The following is an 18,482-nucleotide window of genomic DNA, read 5'->3' as shown; positions in this document are numbered from 1 at the left end:
TGGAGTTGTGAGTGAGTACTCACTCAGTTACCTTGGACCCCGTGAGCCCACGAGCGACCCCACTACCTCCCGAAGAGCGCCGCGCCGCGATCATCGAGGCGACGCTGCCGTTGCTCGAGGAGTTCGGTCCCGAGGTCAGCACCAAGCAGATCGCCGAGGCGGCCGGGGTCGCGGAGGGCACGATCTTCCGCGCGTTCGGCAGCAAGGACGCACTGATCAGCGCCGTGATGGTGACCGCGCTGGACACCACCGAACTGATCAAGGGACTGGAGGCCGTCGACCGGTCCCTGCCGTTGCGGGAGCGGACCATCGCCGCCGTCGAGGTAGGGCAGCGGCGGCTGAGCCAGGTCTTCCGGCTGATGCTGTCGATGCGCCTGCGGCAGCCGCCGGACTTCAAGCAGACACCGATGGACGAGGCGCGCCGCAAGCGGCAGTCCGACCAGGCCAACGCGGCGTTCGCCGACCTACTGCGGCCCGACGCCGACCAGCTGCGGCGCCCGCCCGAGGAAGTGGTCCGGATGATCGGCCTGATCACGTTCTCCGCCACCCACCCAATGATTTCCGGCGGCCACGTGCTGACCGCCGAGGAGATCGTCGACTTCGCGTTCGACGGTGTCCGCAAGCACCACACCGGTCAGCCACCGGCCACCGAGGACGTCGTCGAGTTCGCGCTCGGCGGCGCCCGCCGTCACGACTCTGGGGATGATTGATGTTAGTTCGAGTCTTGCGTACGCACCTGCGTCCGTACGCGGGAAACCTGCTCCTGGTGGTGGTCCTGCAGCTTGTCGGGACGATCGCCTCCCTCTACCTGCCGACCCTCAACGCCGACATCATCGACAACGGTGTGGCCAAGGGGGACACCGGCTACATCATGGGCACCGGCGGCTGGATGCTCGGCGTCAGCCTGCTGCAGATCGCCTGCACGATCACCGCGGTGTACTTCGGCGCCAAGACGGCCGCGCTGTTCGGCCGCGACGTCCGGTCGGCCGTCTTCCACCGGGTCGGGGAGTTCTCCGCCCGTGAGGTCAACCAGTTCGGCGCGCCGACGCTGATCTCCCGCAGCACCAACGACGTCCAGCAGATCCAGATGCTCGTGGTGATGACCACGACGATGCTGGTCGCGGCGCCGATCACGATGATCGGCGGCATCATCATGGCGGTCCGCCAGGACGTCGGCCTGTCCTGGCTGGTCGTGGTGGCGGTCCCGCTGCTGGCCGGCTGCGTCGGGTTCATCGCCAGCCGGATGGTCCCGCAGTTCCGGAAGATGCAGAAGAACATCGACGGGGTGAACCGGGTGCTGCGCGAGCAGATCACCGGCATCCGGGTGGTCCGGGCGTTCGTCCGCGAGCCGCACGAGGTCGAGCGGTTCGGCGAGGCGAACGCGAACCTGACCGACACCGCGATCCGGGCCGGCCGGCTGATGGCGCTGGTGTTCCCGACCGTGATGCTGATCCTGAACGTGTCCAGCGTCGCCGTGCTGTGGTTCGGCGCCTCCCGGATCGAGGACGGCAAGATGATGGTCGGCGCGCTGACCGCGTTCCTCAGCTACCTGATCCAGATCCTGTTCTCGGTGATGATGGGCGTGTTCGTGATGATCATGGTGCCGCGCGCCTCGGTCTGCGCGGACCGGATCGCCGAGGTCCTCGACACCGAGTCGTCGGTGCGACCGCCGGTCACGCCGATCAAGAGCTTCACCGGTCGCGGCCAGCTGGTCTTCGAGCGGGCCTCGTTCAAGTACCCGGGGGCCGCGGAGCCGGTGCTGCGCGACGTCAGCTTCGTCGCGTCGCCGGGGCAGACGACCGCGATCATCGGCAGCACCGGTGCCGGTAAGACCACGCTGCTCTCGCTGGTGCCGCGGTTGTTCGACGCGACCGAGGGGCGCGTGCTCGTCGACGGCATCGACGTACGGGACATCGAGCCCGAGGCGCTGTGGGAGCGGATCGGGCTGGTGCCGCAGCGGCCGTACCTGTTCTCCGGGACGGTCGCCAGCAACCTGCGGTACGGCAACCCGGACGCCACCGACGAGGAGCTGTGGGAAGCCCTGACGATTGCGCAGGGTAAGGACTTCGTCGAGGCGATGCCGGAGGGCCTGGAGGCCCCGATCGCGCAGGGCGGTACGAACGTGTCCGGCGGTCAGCGGCAGCGGCTCGCGATCGCGCGGGCGCTGGTCCGGAAGCCGGAGATCTTCCTGTTCGACGACTCGTTCTCGGCGCTCGACCTGGCCACCGACGCCCGGCTACGGGCGGCACTGAGGCCGATCACCCGGGACGCCTGCATGGTGGTCGTCGCGCAGCGGGTCTCGACGATCATCGACGCCGACCAGATCGTGGTGATCGAGGACGGCGCGATCGTCGGCAAGGGCACCCACGAGGAGTTGCTCGACACGTGTCCGACGTACCTCGAGATCGTCGAGTCCCAGCGTTCCGCGGAGGAGGCGGCATGAGCGGGAACGAGAAGCCGTCCTCGAACGGCCGGCGTCCGCAGGACCCGGCCCCGAACGGCCAGGCGCCGGAGGGCGGTGGGCCGGCGACCGTGAAGGCGACCGAGCGGCCGACCTCGGGCCGCGCGTTCGGCCCGCCCGGAGGTATCCCGGGGGACAAGTCGCTGAACTTCCTGCCCTCGGCGAAGCGGCTGCTCGGCCGGCTGCGCCCGCACCGGATGCAGGTCGCGGGCGTCGTACTGCTGGCGATCTGCAGCGTGGGTCTGTCGGTCCTCGGCCCGAAGATCCTCGGCCGCGCGACCGACGTGATCTTCGCCGGCGCGATCGGCAAACGGCTGCCGGGCGGCGTCACCAAGGCGCAGGTCATCGAGCAGTACCGCGCCTCCGGCAACGGCCGGCTCGCGGACCTGCTGCAGGGGATCGACCTGATCCCGGGCGTCGGCATCGACTTCGATGCCCTGCGCAACGTCCTGCTGCTGGTGCTGGCGCTGTACGTCGGTGCGTTCTTCCTGTCCTGGGCGCAGGGTTACATCCTGAACGGCGTCGTCCAGCGGACCATCCTCGGTCTGCGGTCCGAGGTCGAGGACAAGCTGAACAAACTGCCGCTGAGCTACTTCGACGGTGCGCCGCGCGGCGAGCTGCTCAGCCGGGTCACCAACGACATCGACAACATCTCGACCAGCCTGCAGCAGACGCTCAGCCAGCTGCTCACCTCGCTGCTGACGGTGATCGGCGTGATCACGATGATGTTCGTGATCTCCCCGGTGCTGGCGCTGATCGCGCTGATCACGATCCCGGTCTCGATGGTGCTGACCGCGGTGATCGCCAAGCGGTCGCAGGTTCGGTTCGTCGCCCAGTGGCGGCACACCGGCGCGCTGAACGGCCAGATCGAGGAGGCGTTCACCGGGCACGAGCTGGTCAAGGTATTCGGTCGCCAGAAGGAGATCCAGGCGAACTTCGACGCCAAGAACGACGAGCTCTTCAAGGCCGCGTTCGGGGCGCAGTTCATCTCCGGGCTGATCATGCCGCTGATGATGTTCATCGGGAACGTGAACTACGTGGTGATCGCGGTGATCGGCGGTCTGCGGGTGGCGTCCGGCACGATGTCGCTGGGCGACGTCCAGGCGTTCATCCAGTACTCCCGCCAGTTCACCCAGCCGCTCACCCAGGTGGCCTCGATGGCCAACCTGCTGCAGTCGGGGGTGGCGTCGGCCGAGCGGGTCTTCGAAGTACTGGACGCCGAGGAGCAGGTGCCGGAGGACGCGACCCCGGAGAAGGTCACCGATGCCCGCGGGCGGGTCGAGTTCGAGCACGTGTCGTTCTCGTACGACCCGGAGAAGCCGCTGATCACCGACCTGAGCCTGGTCGCGGAGCCCGGGCAGACGGTCGCGATCGTCGGCCCGACCGGTGCCGGCAAGACCACGCTGGTGAACCTGATCATGCGGTTCTACGAGCTGAACGGCGGCCGGATCACGCTCGACGGTGTCGACATCACCGAGCTCACCCGGCACGACCTGCGGTCGCGGATCGGGATGGTGCTGCAGGACACCTGGCTGTTCGGCGGCACGATCCGGGACAACCTCCTCTACGGCAACCTGAACGCCACCGAGGAGGACATGCTGGCCGCGGCGAAGGCGACCTACGTCGACCGCTTCGTGCACAGCCTGCCGGACGGGTACGACACGGTCATCGACGAGGAAGGCAGCAACGTCAGCGCCGGTGAGAAGCAGCTGCTCACCATCGCCCGCGCGTTCCTCGCCGACCCGCAGTTGCTGATCCTGGACGAGGCGACCAGCTCGGTCGACACCCGCACGGAGGTCCTGGTGCAACGCGCCATGGCCGCCCTGCGCTCCGACCGCACGAGCTTCGTGATCGCCCACCGCCTGTCCACCATCCGCGACGCCGACCTGATCCTGGTCATGGAGAACGGCGCAATCGTCGAACAGGGCAACCACACCGAACTGCTCGCCCTCGACGGCGCCTACGCCCGCCTCTACAACGCCCAGTTCAGCGGCGCGGTGGTCGACATCGACGAAGAGGCCGCAGCCCTGGCCTCCACCCCAACCCCAGCCGGCCGCCCCATGGCCCGCTGACCCCCGGCAGGCGAGGCCGCCCCAGGCGCCCTCGCCTGCCTGCTGTGGATAACTTCCGCGGCGCCACGACGAACTGTGCGGTACTTGATGCGTGTTCGACAACGCAGACTTCGTACTGGAACCGAGCGCACGGACCGCGAATCGTGTCGCCGCTCAACTGGGCATCGCGGACGACGCGGATGTCATGACGCTGCGGCACGCGTACCTCGTCGCCTACCAGTTCCCTGCGCCGTTGATGGTCAGGGTCGCCGACGACATGCTCGCCGACCTTCGGGACGATGTCGGAACGCGGAATGTCGGCCGCGTCGTTGCGGTGGGACGCGACGGACATCATCTTGCGCTCGCGATGTCGAAGCTCGACGGAGAGTTCTTCGGCCGGCACGGATCGAACCTGGTGCTGTCCCGCATTCTCGTCGAGAACGCGCTGCAAGACCTGGAACGGCACCAGGGTTTGACGTTTCCGCACTTGCACGGTTTCCGGGGTGCAGCGCCACGAGTGCGCGCCGCCGACACTGTCGGCGGATTTCGGCTGCTCACCGACTACCTGCACGACAACCAGGTGCCGGTCGGCCGTCCGGGCAGCCGGGTCGCGCTCGTCGACACGAGTTTCAAAGGCACCGTGCAGGAGTTGCTCGCCGCGGCGTACCCGGAGACCGAGTTCGTCGGACGGTACGCCTTCCACGCCGAATCCCCGGACGACCCGCATCCGGGGACCAAGAAGGGCTACGAGGTCCACCTGTCCGCGTCGGAAACGCAGCGCGGGAGGGCCTTGGAAGTGCTCCCGGCCGACGAGTCGAAAACGTTCGCGCACCGGATGGCGCTGCACAGCGTGGAGAAGTTGCTGAACGGCCCGATGTCGAGTCCGGAGCGGATCGGCGTACGCCGACCCGAGCAGTCCGCTCAGCGGCACGATCCGGAGATGCTGAGGGGCTTGAGCAGGGCGCGGTTGTCGCCGCGCCTGCGCGACCCTCGGGTCCGTGAGGGCGTGAAGGTGGTGAATCTGCGGGCCGTCGCCGATCTGGCGCGACATGTTGCCATGCTGCGTGATCGGGGAGCCGAGTACCGGCCGTGGCTGGACGACTGGGCCGGGCGGTATCGCCGCGAGGTCCGCGCGTGGATCACCGATCGTCCGACCGATCGGCGGCTGGCGGAGTTCCTCGATTCGTTCGTTTACCGGTCCGACAACCGGCAGGTGGAGGCACTGCAGAAATCGTTGGACCGGGCAAGAGTTCCGGAACGTGACAGGCCGGCGATCTGGGAGGCGTACGAGCGGTGCGGGAGTGAGCGCGACAAGCAGGTGTTCGCCGAGAATGTGTTGAACGCGACGCGGGGAGGTGCGGGTGGTGGGCGATGGTGGCGACGCGGATCCCGTGGACGAGTGGATGGCCCTCGCGGGGGCGGCCGCGAGCTTTGAGGATGCCGGGCTCGTGGGTGGGCCTCCGCCTACCCCCGGACCGCCCGCGATCGCCCGGGCGCCGATGATCATCGACACGGATGCGGGTGGGGATCCGGACGACAGCGTGGCGTTGGTGGTGGCGGCCCGGTTGGTGCCGGAGTTGGCGCTGGTGGTGACCGGGGACGAGTACGGCGGGGAGCGGGCCCGGTTCGTGCGGTGGTTGCTGGACCTGGTGGGGCGGTCGGATGTTCGGGTGGTGGCGGGCGCCGACCTGGGGAATCGTCGCGGTTTCGTCGTCGGGGAGATGTGTCCGGCGGACGTGCCCCGGCAGGAGACGGATGTCGTCGGGGCGGTGAGCGAGGTTCTGGCGCGGCGTGACGGACGGGTGCGATGGGTGGGGATCGGTCCGTTGTCGAACCTGGCGGCACTGCAGCGGAAGCGGCCCGAGTTGGTGGCCCGGATGGCGGTCACGCAGATGGGCGGGGCGATCAACTACCGGCATCCGGAGCGGGCCGAGCACAACTTCCGCGCGGATCCGGCGGCGGCCGTCGAGCTGTTGCCCGCCTTGGAACGGTGGGGCCCGCCGACATTCGTGACCTCGGACGTGACGTTCCACCCGGCGATGGAGACCACCGCGGACTCGCGGCTCTACCAGCGGTGGACCGAGCCCGGCGCGACGCCGTGGGAGCGCGTACTACGGGAGCACTTCGACCGCTGGACGGCGAAGTACGTCGCGATGCAGCACGACTCGCTGGCGCTCGCCGCCGCCCTGCTCTGGCCGGGTGTGCGATTCGCGCGCGAGCGGGTGGTCCTGGACGACCTCGCGCGCATGAGCCTGGCACCGGACGGGACCGAGATCGCCCTGTCGGTCTCGGCCGACTACCCGGCCTTCATGCAGTGGCTGGAGCAGGCGCTGGTACGCCGTTGACGAACCGATCGGGTGAACTGCCTACCCCCGGACATCTCCTGTCGCTCCGCAGACGGCCCACTCGACACGCCCAGCGCCTGTGGGCGTCTCGGCGCTAGTCGGCCCGGTTCAGGCGGCGTACGGCGAGTTCGGCGAGGAGGGCGGCGCCGTCGGGGAGGACCGAGTCGTCGAAGTTCGCCAAGGGGGAGTGGTTGTCGGCGGCCGCGTCCGGGTCGGCGGCGGCGCAGGCGCTGAGGTTGAGGTAGACGCCGGGCACCTCGTTCAGCACGTACGACATGTCCTCGGCGCCGCACCGCGGGTTCGGGCGTTCGCGGAAACGGTCGGCTCCGAACAGGTCCTCGATCACCGAACGGGCGAACTCGTACTCGGACGGGTTGTTCACCGTCACCGGATACCCGACCTGGTACTCCGCCTCGACCTGCAACCCGTGCGCCGCCGCGAGCCCCTCGACCAGCTGGATCGACGACCTCTGCACCTTGGCCCGGGTCGCCTCGGAGAACGTCCGGACGGTCGCGTCGATGAACGCGTCGTCCGGGATGATGTTCTCCTTCGTGCCGCCGGCGATCCGCCCGACCGTGAGCACGACCGGGTCGAACACGTCGAACTGCCGGGTGATCATCGTCTGCAGCGCGGTCACGATCTCGCAGAGCACCGGGATCGGGTCCTTGCCGCGGAACGGCGTCGACCCGTGCGTGCCCTCGCCGATCACCCGGACGTGCAGCTGGTCCGCCGCGGCCATGAAGGACCCGGGCTTGCTGCTCCACATCCCGAGCGGCTGCGACGACGCGCCGACGTGCAGCCCGTACGCCGCGTCCGCCCGCCGGCCGGCCGCCTCGAGGACGCCCTCGCGGATCATGATCGGCGCCCCGCCGGAGGTCTCCTCGCCGGGCTGGAACATGAACACCACGTCACCGGGCAGCTCGTCCTTGAGCGCGCACAGCACCTTCGCCGCGCCGACGAGCCCCGCGACGTGCAGGTCGTGGCCGCAGGCATGCATCATCCCGTCGTGCCGGGACGCGAACGGTACGTCGACCCGCTCGGTGACCGGCAGCGCGTCCATGTCACCGCGCAGCAGTACGACCGGCCCGGGTCCGCGGCCACCCCGCAGTACGGCGGTCACCGAGGACAGCTCCTTGCCGAGCGTGATCTCCAGCGGCAGGCCCTCGAGCGCGTCCAGGACCAGCTGCTGTGTCTTCGGCAGGTCGAGGTCGTACTCCGGCACCTGGTGCAGCGCCCGCCGCAGCGTGACGATCTCCTCGCGGAAGCGCTCCGCCAGCTCCCGGGTGTTCACGCCTTCGGTCCGAGGTCGAGGGCGGACATCACCCGTTGGGCCGAGCCGCCGAGCTCGAGCAGTTCGACGAGGTCCAGCCAGCGTTCCGGGTCCCTGACCTCGCGCGGCAGCGTCGCGTCGTACGTCCCGACCGGGGCGTCCTTCGCGACCGCGACCACCTTCGGCGCGACGTCCAGGTAGTCGCTCGCGGCCAGGATCTTCTTCTTCACCCCGGGCGCCATCGGCGTACCCGGGTCGGCGGCCGCGGCGCGGATCGCGTCCAGGTCGCCGTACGCCGTGACCAGCGCGGCGGCGGTCTTCTCGCCGACCCCCTTCACGCCGGGCAGCCCGTCGGACGCGTCCCCACGCAGCGTCGCGAAGTCGGCGTACCGCTGGGCCGGGACTTCGTACTTCGCGAGCAGCGCCTGCTCGTCGTACACGTCGGCGCGCCCGACGCCGCGGGCGGCGGTGTAGACGACCCGGATGCCGCGGCTGTCGTCGATCAGCTGGAACAGGTCGCGGTCACCGGTGACGACGTCGACCGGCATCGTCGCCTGGTGCGAGAGGGTGCCGATCACGTCGTCGGCCTCGTGGTCCGGGGCGCCGACGACCGCGATCCCGATCGCCTCCAGGCAGGCCCGGATGTACGGCACCTGGACCTCCAGCCGGTCCGGTACGTCCTCGACCTGCTCGCCCTTCGGCGTCACGAACTCGACCCGCTGCGCCTTGTACGACGGGATCAGCGCGACCCGCCAGGACGGCCGCCAGTTGTCGTCCCAGCAGGCGACCAGATGGGTCGGCCGGTGGTTCTCGGCGAGCCGGGCGATGAAGTCGAGCAGCCCGCGGATCGCGTTCGTCGGCGTACCGTCGGCGGCCTTCATCGTGTCCGGCACACCGAAGAAGGCGCGGAAGTAGAGCGACGCGGTGTCGAGCAGCATGAGCCGCTGTCCTGTCTCAGCCATGGGGAGATGCTTTCATGCCGGGCGCTCGCGGCAGTAGGGTCTCCAGGATGGAGGACCTGGACCGCAAGATCGTCGGGCTGCTCGCGTCCGACGGCAGGATGAGCTTCACCGACCTGGGCAAGGCGACCGGCCTGTCCACGTCTGCCGTACATCAGCGGGTGAAGCGCCTCGAGCAGCGCGGAATCATCCAGGGGTACGCCGCCACCGTCGACCACACCGCGCTGGATCTGCCGCTGACGGCGCTGATCTCGATCCGCCCGATCGACCCGTCGCAGCCGGACGACTCCCCGGAACGGCTCCGCGACGTCCGCGAGATCGAGTCCTGCTACTCGGTGGCCGGCGACTCCAGCTACGTCCTGGTCGTCCGGGTCGCGTCGCCGGCCGCGCTGGAGAACCTGCTCGCGGTGATCCGCGCCCGCGCGAACGTCTCAACGACCACGACGATCGTCCTCAGCACGCCGTACGAGCGCCGCCCGCCAGCCCTGTGAAAGTTCTGCTGACGGATCTGTTCAGCACGCTGATCCCGGGCGGCGACGCGGCCCGGGACGTGGTGAACGCTCAGATGGGCGCGGCGCTCGGCGTCGACCCGACCGCGTTCCAGCGCGCCTTCGACGCCTCGTCGTACGACCGCTTCATCGGCGCGTACGGCGACCTGCCCGCAACGCTCCGCCTGATCGCCGAACGCTGCGGCGGCGCACCGACCGAGGCCCAGGTGCAGAAGGCCACCACCCTCCGCCGCACCCTCGCCCGCCGCCTCCTGACCGCGGCACCGGCGGCCACCCTCGACACCCTCGCCACCTTCAAGGCAGCGGGCTGGCGCATCGGCCTGGTCAGCAACATCACTGCCGAAACCCAACTCCAGTGGCCAGGCAGTCCGCTGGCCCCGTACTTCGAGACAACCGCCTTCTCCGCCGAGGTCGGCGCCGCCAAACCCGAGCCGGCGATCTACCTGGCGGCATGCAACGCGCTGGGTGTCGAGCCGGCCGACTGCCTCTATGTCGGCGACGGCAGTGACGGCGAGCTTGCCGGGGCGGCGGCTCTGGGGATGTACGTCGTACGGACCACTGAACACGCCGACAGCGATCCGTCGTGGAACGGATCGTCAGTGGACAAGTACCGTCGGCTGCTCGAGTACCTCTGACTCCCTTTCGAGGCGTCCTGCCTTCCGTCAGTAACCGCCGGCATCGACGACCTGAGACTGGAACGACGCGATCCGGATCTTCCCCTGACCTTTCGGGGGGATCAGCAGGACGGTGTCGTGAATCGTCGTCCTGGTGAGACCGCTCTGGTACTTGGCCGTCGCTGGACTGAACGCGGCCTCGGGGACGCTCTCCCACCAGAATTGCCAATTGCTCCCCGCGAGCAGCGTGTAGTCCTGGGTGAGAGAGACGAACACCATCGCCGTGCCGGACTTCGTGATGAACGCAGGGGACTCGGCCGGCGAGCTGAAGGTGTTCGTGATTCCGCGCACGGACCCACGCTCCTTCGCCTGCTCGGCCTTGTCCTTCGCAATGTCGGCGAACAGTTCCGTGATGTCGGCATTCGGCTGGAACGCGGCGGCACGCGCTGACTTCGGTCCATCGGTGCGGTACGTCGCCAGACTGCTCGCGGCACCCTGAGTGCCGGCGGCAAGCTTCGTGTCGTCGGCACGTGTCGCGACGCGCAGGCTGGTGATGTCCGGGAGCTTCGCGGCTGTCTTCACGCCGGCACTGAACACGAGCATCCACGGACTGCCCGCGGTGGCCCGTTCCCACACGCCGACGTGGCGGTACTCCTTGTCGCCGGCGATCCCGGACGAGCTGACGAAGCGCATCGGGTAGGTACCGAACTGCGGTGAACCGATCACCGGTTCGAGGAACGCGGACGTTCCACCCGGCTTGGCCTTCTCGGCCCGTGCGATCTTGTACCAGGCCTGACTCTGACGAAGGACGTTGCCGGTTTCGACAGCGGTCAGCGGCTTGGCGTCGAGGCTGCTGTTCGCCTTGTCGCTCAGGTCGTTGTAGTGCTTGATCACGGCCGCAGCGCGGGCGTCGCTGATCGCAGGACGGGTCAGTGACGTCACTGTGTCCGCTTGGGGGATCGCTGAGCATCCGGCAACCAGACCCAGCACCAGAGCGAGCCCCACTACCCGCCGTACCCCCGGCGAACTGCGTCGTCCGTCACCCAGTGCGCCGGCCTGTGGTGTCCCCGAGGCGATATTGCCGGGAGCCTGCGGCCTCACCGAGCGCCGACGGAGCAGGATCAGCAAGATGCCCAGGGCAAGGAGGAGGATGCCTCCGGCAAAGACCGCGAGTGCCGTGCGGAAGGCCTTCGGGATTTCGATGCCCAGCTCGGCTTGTACGTCGGGAGCGGTCTTGCCGTCCGCGTTCATGATGACGACGTCGTACGGCCCGTCTTCGATCGGCCAGGCGATGGACTGGGGACCGCTCCCGTTCGCCTTCGTGACCCACCAGTCGAGGGTTGCGGGCGCGGCGAGCGGACCCGCCGTACCCTTCTCCTCCTCGGTGCTGAGCGCGATCGGGTACTGCACCTGGACGAGCCTCGTGTGACCAGTGCCTTTGAGATAACTCGCGACGTCGAAGTCCCGCGCGACTCCCACGAACACCGGCTGATTCTTCGCCGACCGTACGTCGACGTGCAGCACCGGACCGTGCCGGTTGAGCAGTTCCGGGGTGGTGGCAATGGCCAGCCCCTTACTGCTCAGGTGCTGCTCGCCGGAATACACCGTGTCATCCGGCCCGATCAACCAGAACGCGGCCGCGCCGCCCGGAACGAACAGAGATGCTAGCGGTTGCCATGTGCATCTATCTGCTCACGGAGAGCAGGTTGCAGGTTGTTGCAGAACTAGTTGAGGTCGAGGAGTTTCTGGGCCTCGGCGGCGGTGCGGGACGCGGCGGCTCGGGCTTCGGCTTCGGCGAGGTGGTTGCCGGCGTGCTGGCGCCACCAGTTCTGGCCCTCGGTGGGCAGGGTGTCGATCGGGTCGTAGTACTCGTAGGTGCGGTTCAGCGCGTCCGGGTCCTGCTGTTCGATGCCGGTGCGGTAGTTCTTCTTCCAGTACGAGATGCCGCGGACCTCGTCGTACTCGGACAGTTGGTGGACCCAGCGCTTGCCGACGTACGGGACGTCACAGACGATGCGCGGGGTGGCGAAGCCGGGGAGGTAGCCGAGGATGCCGTGCTGGAGGTGCTGGGCGTCGCGGACCGAGACCCGCCAGTGCTCGGAGAACGGGATCATGTCGCACATGTAGAAGTAGTACGGCGTGACGTTCGCGCCGTCGAGCAGGGCGAAGCAGAGGTCGAGCAGCTGCGGGATCGAGTCGTTGACGCCGCGCATCAGGACGCCCTGGTTGCGGACGTCGCGCAGGCCGGCCTCGAGCATCGCTTTCGACGCCTCGGCGACCAGCGGCGTCACGGACTGGGCCGCGTTGACGTGGGTGTGCATCGCGAGCATCACGCCGCGGCTGCGCGCGACCGACGCGACACGCTCAACGCCCGACAGGACGTCGGAGGAGAGCCAGTGCTGCGGCATGCCCATCAGGGCCTTCGTGGCCATCCGGATGTCGCGGATGTTCTCGATCTCCAGCAGGCTCATCAGGAACGACTCGAGCCGCGGCCACGGCATGTTCGCGACGTCGCCGCCGGAGACGACGACGTCCCGGACTCCCGGCGTACGGCGCAGGTAGTCGAGCATGTCGTCCAGCCGGGTCTGCGGCTTCGCGACGAACTTCAGCTTGTCGATCACCGGCGTCGAGTTGCCGACCAGGTCCATCCGGGTGCAGTGACCGCAGTACTGCGGGCACGTCGGCAGGATCTCCGCGAGGACCTTCGTCGGGTAGCGGTGGGTCAACCCCTCCGTGGCCCACATCTCGTGCTCGTGCAGCGAGTCCCGGGTCGCGTGCGGGTGCGACGGCCAGTCGGCACGGCGGTCACTGAACACCGGCAGCATGTAGCGGCGGACCGGGTCGGCGTAGAACGCCTCGGTGTAGTCGTCCGCGCCCTGCGGGACGATCGTGTTCAGCATCTGCGGCGGCAGCAGCATCGACATCGTGGCCCGCTCGGCCTGGTCGCGGGTGAGGTCCTCGTAGACCCGCTCGTCGAGCAGGTCGCCCATCACGTCCCGCAACTGCTTCACGTTCTTCACGCAGTGCGACCGCTGCCACTGGACCGAGCGCCATTCCTCGGCGGTGACGTCCTTCCAGCCGGGTAGCCGGGTCCAGTCCGGTTCGACCAGCTCGGTACGCCGGTACAGATACGGCTGGCCGTCACCAGGCTCCGAGTGTGCCAGCTCCGGGGTGATCAGGTCGGTCACGGGTCCTCCGGGGGACGTGGGTGATGCTGTCAGCTGTGAGGATAGCGATAGAACTTCCCTCAGATCCAACAGTACGCCGCAAGAATTCCTGTCGAGGCGGGGTATGAGTAGTATTTTGCCCGACCGCACAGAGGAGGCCCCGTGTCATCGAGCCCGGTAGGACTGCATCGCGTACTCGCACCGTCCGGCGTGTTGCCGCAGGCGGCGGAGAAACTCGACGCACGTCCCGAGATCTGGTCCGACGAGGTCCGAATAGCGGTCGAGCGCCTGAACCTGGACGCCGCGTCGTACCGCCAGCTGGCCGAGGCGCACGGCGGTGACGGTACGGCGATCCGCCGCGCGGTGCTGGACATCGTCGGGACCCGCGGCAAGATGCAGAACCCGGTCACCGGGTCCGGCGGGATGCTGGTCGGCGTGGTGGACGAGGCTGGCCCGGACTCGCCGCTCGGCGTCCGCGAGGGCGACCGTGTCGCGACCCTGGTGTCGCTGACTCTGACGCCGCTGCGGATCACCGACGAGCTGAAGGACTGGGACGGCAAGAGTGAGCAGGTCCCGGCCCAGGGACACGCGATCCTGTTCGCCAGGTCGATCGTCGCGAAGCTGCCTGACGACCTCAAGCCGGAGCTGTCGCTCGCGGTCATGGACGTCTGCGGCGCGCCGGCCCTGACTGCGCGCGTGGTGCGCTCATATGTCGACAAAGGCATTAAGCCTGTCGTGTCAGTGATCGGCGGCGCAGGGAAGTCGGGCTCGCTGTCGCTGGCGGCAGCGCGGGTCGCGGGCGCCGCACGGACGATCGGCATCGTTCCGTTCGAGGGGGAGCGCGAGAAGCTGTCGGCCGCGGGTCTGGCGGACGTCGTCGCGGTGGCCGACGCGCGTGATCCCGTGGCGCTGGCCGAGGCGGTCGCGGGCGCCGGGGGACCGGCGGACGTCACCGTGGTCTGCGTCGACGTACCCGGGTGCGAGCACGGCGCCGTACTGTCGACCGCTGCCGGCGGCACGGTGATCTTCTTCTCGATGGCGACGTCGTTCTCGGCCGCGGCGCTCGGCGCGGAAGGGCTCGCTGCGGACGTGACGATGCTGATCGGCAACGGGTACGTGCCCGGGCACGCGGAGTACGCCATGGAGCTGTTGCGGTCCGAGCCGGGTGTCCGTGGTCTGTTCGAGAGCAGGCTGGCGGAGGATTAGGACGTGCGCACACTTCTGACGAACGGTTCCGTCTACTCACCCGCCGACCCCCACGCGACCGCGATCGCCTTCGACGACGGGGTGGTGACCTGGCTCGGTGACGACACCGGCGCCGGTGCGTACGCCGACGGCGCCGACGAGGTGATCGACCTCGACGGCAAGCTGGTCACGCCGGCGTTCGTCGACGCCCACGTCCACACGGCGGGTACCGGCGCGGCCCTGACCGGTCTCGACCTTGCGGGTACGACGTCGTTGACCGACGCGCTCGACAAGCTGGCAGCGTACGCCTCGAAGCTGCCCGCGGACGCGGTGATCGACAGCGCCGGCTGGGACGAGACGAAGTGGCCCGAGGGACGGCCGCCGACAGCAGAGGAGCTGGACGCGGCGGCCGGTGGGCGGCGCGTGTACCTGTCACGGATCGACGGTCACTCGGGTGTCGTCTCGTCGGCGTTGTTCGACGTCGCCCGGGGTGATGGGTTCGAGGAGAGCGGACGGGTCGAGCGGCACGCCAACCACCTTGTCCGGGACGCGTTGAGCGAACTGGTCGGGCCCGAGCAGCGGCGGACGGAGATCGAAGCAGCCCTGCGGGCGATGGCCGGCAAGGGCATCGGCGCGTTCCACGAGATGGCGGCACCGCACATCGGCCCGCTCTGGGAGCTGCCGATCGTGCGGGAGGTCGCCGACGAGGTCGGTCTGAGCGCCACCTTGTACTGGGGCGAGCCCGGCGTCTTCGAACACGTCGGCACGTACGGTCTGGCCGGCCTCGCCGGTGACCTGAACGCCGACGGTGCGCTCGGGTCGCGGACGGCGGCGTTGAAGGAGCCGTACGCCGATCGCGCCGACCATCGCGGCCACGCCTACCTGACGCCCGAGCAGATCGCCGAGCACGTGATCACCTGCACCGAGCGGAACGTGCAGGCAGGCTTCCACTGCATCGGCGACCAGGCACTCGAGAACATCGCCCGCGGCTTCGAGCTGGCGGCCGAGAAGGTCGGCGTACAGGCTCTCGTCGCGGCGCGGCACAGGCTGGAGCACGTCGAAATGGTCGACGAGGCAACGATCGCGACGCTGGCCCGGTGCGGCGTGGTGGCCAGCGTGCAGCCGATGTTCGACGGTCTGTGGGGCGGTCCGGACGGCATGTACGCCGAGCGCGTCGGCGACCGCCGGCAGGGCATGAACCCGTTCGGCTCGCTGGCCCGGGCGGGCGTCGTACTGGCGTTCGGCTCGGACGCGCCGGTGACCGAGCTGGGTGGTTGGGAGGCTGTCCGCGCGGCCGCGTTCCATCACGAGAAGTCCGAGCGGATCACCGTGCGCGCGGCCTTCCAGGCGCACACCCGCGGTGGCTGGCGAGCCGCCGGGATCGACGACGCCGGGGTGCTCGCGCCCAGCGCCGCCGCGACGTACGCGATCTGGCAGAGCGACGCGGAGCTGGTCGTGCAGACGCCGGACCAGCGGGTGGCCGCATGGTCGACGGACCCGCGGGCCGGCGTACCGGTGCTGCCGGATCTGAGTGAAGGCACGCCGACGTGTCTGCGGACCGTCGTCGGCGGCCGTGTCGTCTACGAAGCCGAGGGATTGTGATGCCGAAGAAGCTGGACCTCGATCCGGTCACCGTCCGCAAGGCGCGCAGCCTCGCGCGCAAGGCGGGCAAGCCGATCGTCAACCTCGCCCGGCAACACACCACGGTGTCGGTCGAGCGGGCGGTACTGCGGCTCGCCGGGCTGACCGGCGCCGACACCGAAGGCATCCCGTGGGTGAACCGGCTGGCCGACACGGTCCGCGCCGACGTCGGGCTGGAGCACGGTCTCGCGCTGCCGGTGTGGGACGCGCTGCTCCGCGGCGAGGCCGAGGACCTCGCCGTCCTCGCGCAGAAGGCCGCGTCGGGCTCGGTGACGTTCCGGATGCCCGAGGGCCGGGACGCGGTCCGGGCCAGGTCGGCCGCGCGGAAGGTGGCCGCCGCCGGGCTGAAGCGGATCGACCGCCGGCGGCGGGAGCGGGACCGGCTGATCAAGCGGCACGGCGATCCGGAGCAGCGGCCGTGGATCTACCTGATCGTGGCCACCGGCGACATCTACGAGGACATCCCGCAGGCGCAGGCGGCCGCGCGCGAGGGCGCGGACATCATCGCGGTGATCCGCTCGACCGGGCAGTCGCTGCTCGACTACGTCCCGGAGGGCGCGACCCGCGAGGGCTTCGCGGGCACGTACGCGACCCAGGAGAACTTCCGCCTGATGCGCGCCGCCCTCGACGAGTCCTCCAAGGAGCTCGGCCGCTACGTCCGGCTGACGAACTACGCGTCCGGGCTGTGCATGCCGGAGATCGCCACACTGGCCGGGCTCGAACGGCTCGACATGATGCTGAACGACTCGATGTACGGGATCCTGTTCCGCGACATCAACCCGATCCGGACCTTCGTCGACCAGCGGTTCAGCCGGCAGATCCACGCCCGCGCCGGGATCATCATCAACACCGGCGAGGACAACTACCTGACCACGGCGGACGCCGTCGAGGCAGCGCACACGGTGACGGTGTCGCAGCTGCTGAACGAGTACTTCGCCAAGGAGGCCGGGCTCGAGGACTGGCAGCTGGGACTGGGCCACGCCTTCGAGATCAACCCGGACCTCCCGGACTCGTTCCGGCTCGAGCTCGCGCACGCGATGCTGGCCCGCCAGCTGTTCCCGAAGGCGCCGCTGAAGTGGATGCCGCCGACCCGGCACATGACCGGTGACGTGTTCCGCGGGTACCTGCTGGACGGGTTCTTCAACCTGGTCGGTGCGATGACCGGGCAGGGCATCCTGCTGGTCGGGATGATGACCGAGGCGGTCGTCACGCCGTGGATCTCGGACCGGGACCTGGCGCTGCAGAACGTCCGCTACGTGCTGGGTGCCGCGGGCAACCTTCACGAGGACTTCCGCCCGGAGCCCAACGGTTTCATCGCGCAGCGCGCCCGGCAGGTGCTGGGGGAGTCCGTGGAGCTGCTGGAGCGGATCGTCGACGACGGGCTGCTGGACGCGATCGGCGACGGCACGTTCGGATTGATGAAACGTCCTCAGGACGCGGGCCGTGGCCTGGACGGCGTCGCCCGCAAGTCGGCCGGGTACTACAACCCGGCGACCGAGCTGTTGGAGGAGGGCCTGTGAGCATCATCCGGCCGTACGGCGACACCACCGGGGACGGGATGGTGCAGCTGTCGTTCACGCTGCCGGTCCCGCACGACAAGCGGGCCGAGGGCGCCGCGGTGCAGCTCGCCAACAAGATGGGCATGGACCCGGCGCTGGTCGTGCACGCGAAGGCGATCGGCCCGGACTTCACGTTCTTCGTCGTCTACGGCCCGGTGAACCACCTGGTCGACACGTCGAAGGTCGAGGTCGTGGAGCGGGACTACCCGTTGCTGTCGCCGAAGGAGGTCAACCTCGCGATCCGGAAGACCCTGCGCCGCCGGCTCACCGTGGTCGGCGCGTGCATCGGTACCGACGCGCACACGGTCGGCATCGACGCGATCCTCAACATCAAGGGGTTCGCGGGCGAGAAGGGCCTCGAGTACTACCGCGAGGTGAAGGTGGTGAACCTCGGCGCGCAGGTCGCCGTACCCGAGCTGGTCCGGCGCGCGAAGGCGGAGAAGGCCGACGCGATCCTCGTCTCCCAGGTGGTGACGCAGCGCGAGGCGCACGTGCTGAACACCAAGGAGATGTCCGCCGCGTTCCGGGAGGCGTACGCCGAGGACGCCCGGCCGGTGCTGGTTGCCGGCGGCCCCCGGTTCACCGAACAGATGGCGGGCGAACTCGGCGTCGACCGGGTGTTCGGACGCGGTACGACCCCAGGTGAGGTCGCGAGCTATCTGGTCGACGCGCTGGTGACCAAACGTCGTTCCCACAGGAAGATCGCATAAAGGTGTCGAAG

At 69.1% G+C, this 18,482-nt stretch carries 15 protein-coding genes; 11 read left to right on the top strand and 4 right to left on the bottom strand.

Annotated features, from left to right (window positions below):
• Positions 1 to 41: 41 nt before the first annotated feature.
• The 5 genes from AB0M51_RS24065 to AB0M51_RS24045 all read left to right on the top strand — a co-directional run bounded on the left by AB0M51_RS24065 (position 42) and on the right by AB0M51_RS24045 (position 6,857).
• Positions 42 to 710, top strand: coding sequence for a TetR/AcrR family transcriptional regulator (locus tag AB0M51_RS24065; protein WP_344195204.1), 669 nt, complete (start codon positions 42 to 44; stop codon positions 708 to 710).
• Positions 710 to 2,443 carry an ABC transporter ATP-binding protein gene (locus AB0M51_RS24060; RefSeq protein ID WP_344195206.1) on the top strand — a complete coding sequence of 578 codons (1,734 nt, stop codon included), beginning with the start codon at positions 710 to 712 and terminating at the stop codon, positions 2,441 to 2,443. The genes AB0M51_RS24065 and AB0M51_RS24060 overlap by 1 nt, the downstream gene beginning before the upstream one ends.
• Positions 2,440 to 4,533 carry an ABC transporter ATP-binding protein gene (locus AB0M51_RS24055; protein ID WP_363750462.1) on the top strand — a complete coding sequence of 698 codons (2,094 nt, stop codon included), beginning with the start codon at positions 2,440 to 2,442 and terminating at the stop codon, positions 4,531 to 4,533. Before AB0M51_RS24060 ends, AB0M51_RS24055 begins: the two co-directional genes overlap by 4 nt.
• 91 nt (positions 4,534 to 4,624) lie before the next feature.
• Positions 4,625 to 5,947, top strand: a complete 1,323-nt coding sequence (locus tag AB0M51_RS24050) for a hypothetical protein (RefSeq protein ID WP_363750460.1) — start codon at positions 4,625 to 4,627, stop codon at positions 5,945 to 5,947.
• On the top strand, positions 5,877 to 6,857 hold the full coding sequence (locus tag AB0M51_RS24045) for a nucleoside hydrolase (RefSeq protein WP_363750458.1): 981 nt from the start codon (positions 5,877 to 5,879) through the stop codon (positions 6,855 to 6,857). The genes AB0M51_RS24050 and AB0M51_RS24045 overlap by 71 nt, the downstream gene beginning before the upstream one ends.
• Before the next feature lie 94 nt (positions 6,858 to 6,951).
• Here the strand turns inward: AB0M51_RS24045 and AB0M51_RS24040 are convergent, their stop codons facing one another.
• Both AB0M51_RS24040 and AB0M51_RS24035 read right to left on the bottom strand, forming a co-directional pair.
• The gene (locus AB0M51_RS24040; protein WP_363750456.1) at positions 6,952 to 8,148 is read right to left on the bottom strand and encodes a M20 family metallopeptidase; all 1,197 of its coding nucleotides are present in this window, start codon (positions 8,146 to 8,148) and stop codon (positions 6,952 to 6,954) included.
• A complete protein-coding gene (locus AB0M51_RS24035) occupies positions 8,145 to 9,065 on the bottom strand; it encodes a 5'-3' exonuclease (RefSeq protein WP_363750823.1) in 921 nt (306 codons plus the stop codon). Before AB0M51_RS24035 ends, AB0M51_RS24040 begins: the two co-directional genes overlap by 4 nt.
• 71 nt (positions 9,066 to 9,136) lie before the next feature.
• Here AB0M51_RS24035 and AB0M51_RS24030 point away from each other — a divergent pair, with 71 nt between their 5' ends.
• Together AB0M51_RS24030 and AB0M51_RS24025 are read left to right on the top strand one after the other, a co-directional pair.
• Complete coding sequence (locus AB0M51_RS24030; RefSeq protein WP_344195212.1) at positions 9,137 to 9,577, top strand: Lrp/AsnC family transcriptional regulator; 441 nt, start codon at positions 9,137 to 9,139, stop codon at positions 9,575 to 9,577.
• A complete protein-coding gene (locus tag AB0M51_RS24025; protein WP_344195214.1) occupies positions 9,574 to 10,230 on the top strand; it encodes an HAD family hydrolase in 657 nt (218 codons plus the stop codon). Before AB0M51_RS24030 ends, AB0M51_RS24025 begins: the two co-directional genes overlap by 4 nt.
• A gap of 27 nt (positions 10,231 to 10,257) precedes the next feature.
• Here AB0M51_RS24025 and AB0M51_RS24020 read toward each other — a convergent pair whose 3' ends face one another.
• Together AB0M51_RS24020 and AB0M51_RS24015 are read right to left on the bottom strand one after the other, a co-directional pair.
• The gene (locus AB0M51_RS24020) at positions 10,258 to 11,814 is read right to left on the bottom strand and encodes a hypothetical protein (RefSeq protein WP_344195216.1); all 1,557 of its coding nucleotides are present in this window, start codon (positions 11,812 to 11,814) and stop codon (positions 10,258 to 10,260) included.
• 119 nt (positions 11,815 to 11,933) lie between these two features.
• Entirely contained in the window at positions 11,934 to 13,397 is a 1,464-nt protein-coding gene (locus AB0M51_RS24015; RefSeq protein WP_363750453.1) for a lysine 2,3-aminomutase, read from the bottom strand.
• 141 nt (positions 13,398 to 13,538) lie between these two features.
• Between AB0M51_RS24015 and AB0M51_RS24010 the strand changes: the two genes are divergently transcribed.
• Genes AB0M51_RS24010 through AB0M51_RS23995 form a run of 4 tightly spaced genes read left to right on the top strand, consistent with a single transcriptional unit; the run spans position 13,539 to position 18,471 of the window.
• Positions 13,539 to 14,582 (top strand): L-erythro-3,5-diaminohexanoate dehydrogenase, encoded by a 1,044-nt coding sequence (locus AB0M51_RS24010; protein ID WP_344195220.1) that lies wholly within the window; start codon positions 13,539 to 13,541, stop codon positions 14,580 to 14,582.
• Positions 14,583 to 14,585: 3 nt separating this feature from the next.
• Positions 14,586 to 16,163, top strand: coding sequence for an amidohydrolase (locus tag AB0M51_RS24005; RefSeq protein ID WP_344195222.1), 1,578 nt, complete (start codon positions 14,586 to 14,588; stop codon positions 16,161 to 16,163).
• Entirely contained in the window at positions 16,163 to 17,722 is a 1,560-nt protein-coding gene (locus tag AB0M51_RS24000; RefSeq protein ID WP_344195224.1) for a lysine 5,6-aminomutase subunit alpha, read from the top strand. Before AB0M51_RS24005 ends, AB0M51_RS24000 begins: the two co-directional genes overlap by 1 nt.
• On the top strand, positions 17,719 to 18,471 hold the full coding sequence (locus AB0M51_RS23995; RefSeq protein ID WP_344195226.1) for an OAM dimerization domain-containing protein: 753 nt from the start codon (positions 17,719 to 17,721) through the stop codon (positions 18,469 to 18,471). The genes AB0M51_RS24000 and AB0M51_RS23995 overlap by 4 nt, the downstream gene beginning before the upstream one ends.
• Positions 18,472 to 18,482: the final 11 nt, after the last annotated feature.

The sequence above is a fragment of the Kribbella sp. NPDC051137 genome, assembly GCF_040682535.1.
GTDB lineage: Bacteria > Actinomycetota > Actinomycetes > Propionibacteriales > Kribbellaceae > Kribbella > Kribbella karoonensis.
The sequence above is the reverse complement of the archived record's forward strand: the minus strand, read 5'-3'. Positions and strand labels throughout refer to the sequence as shown.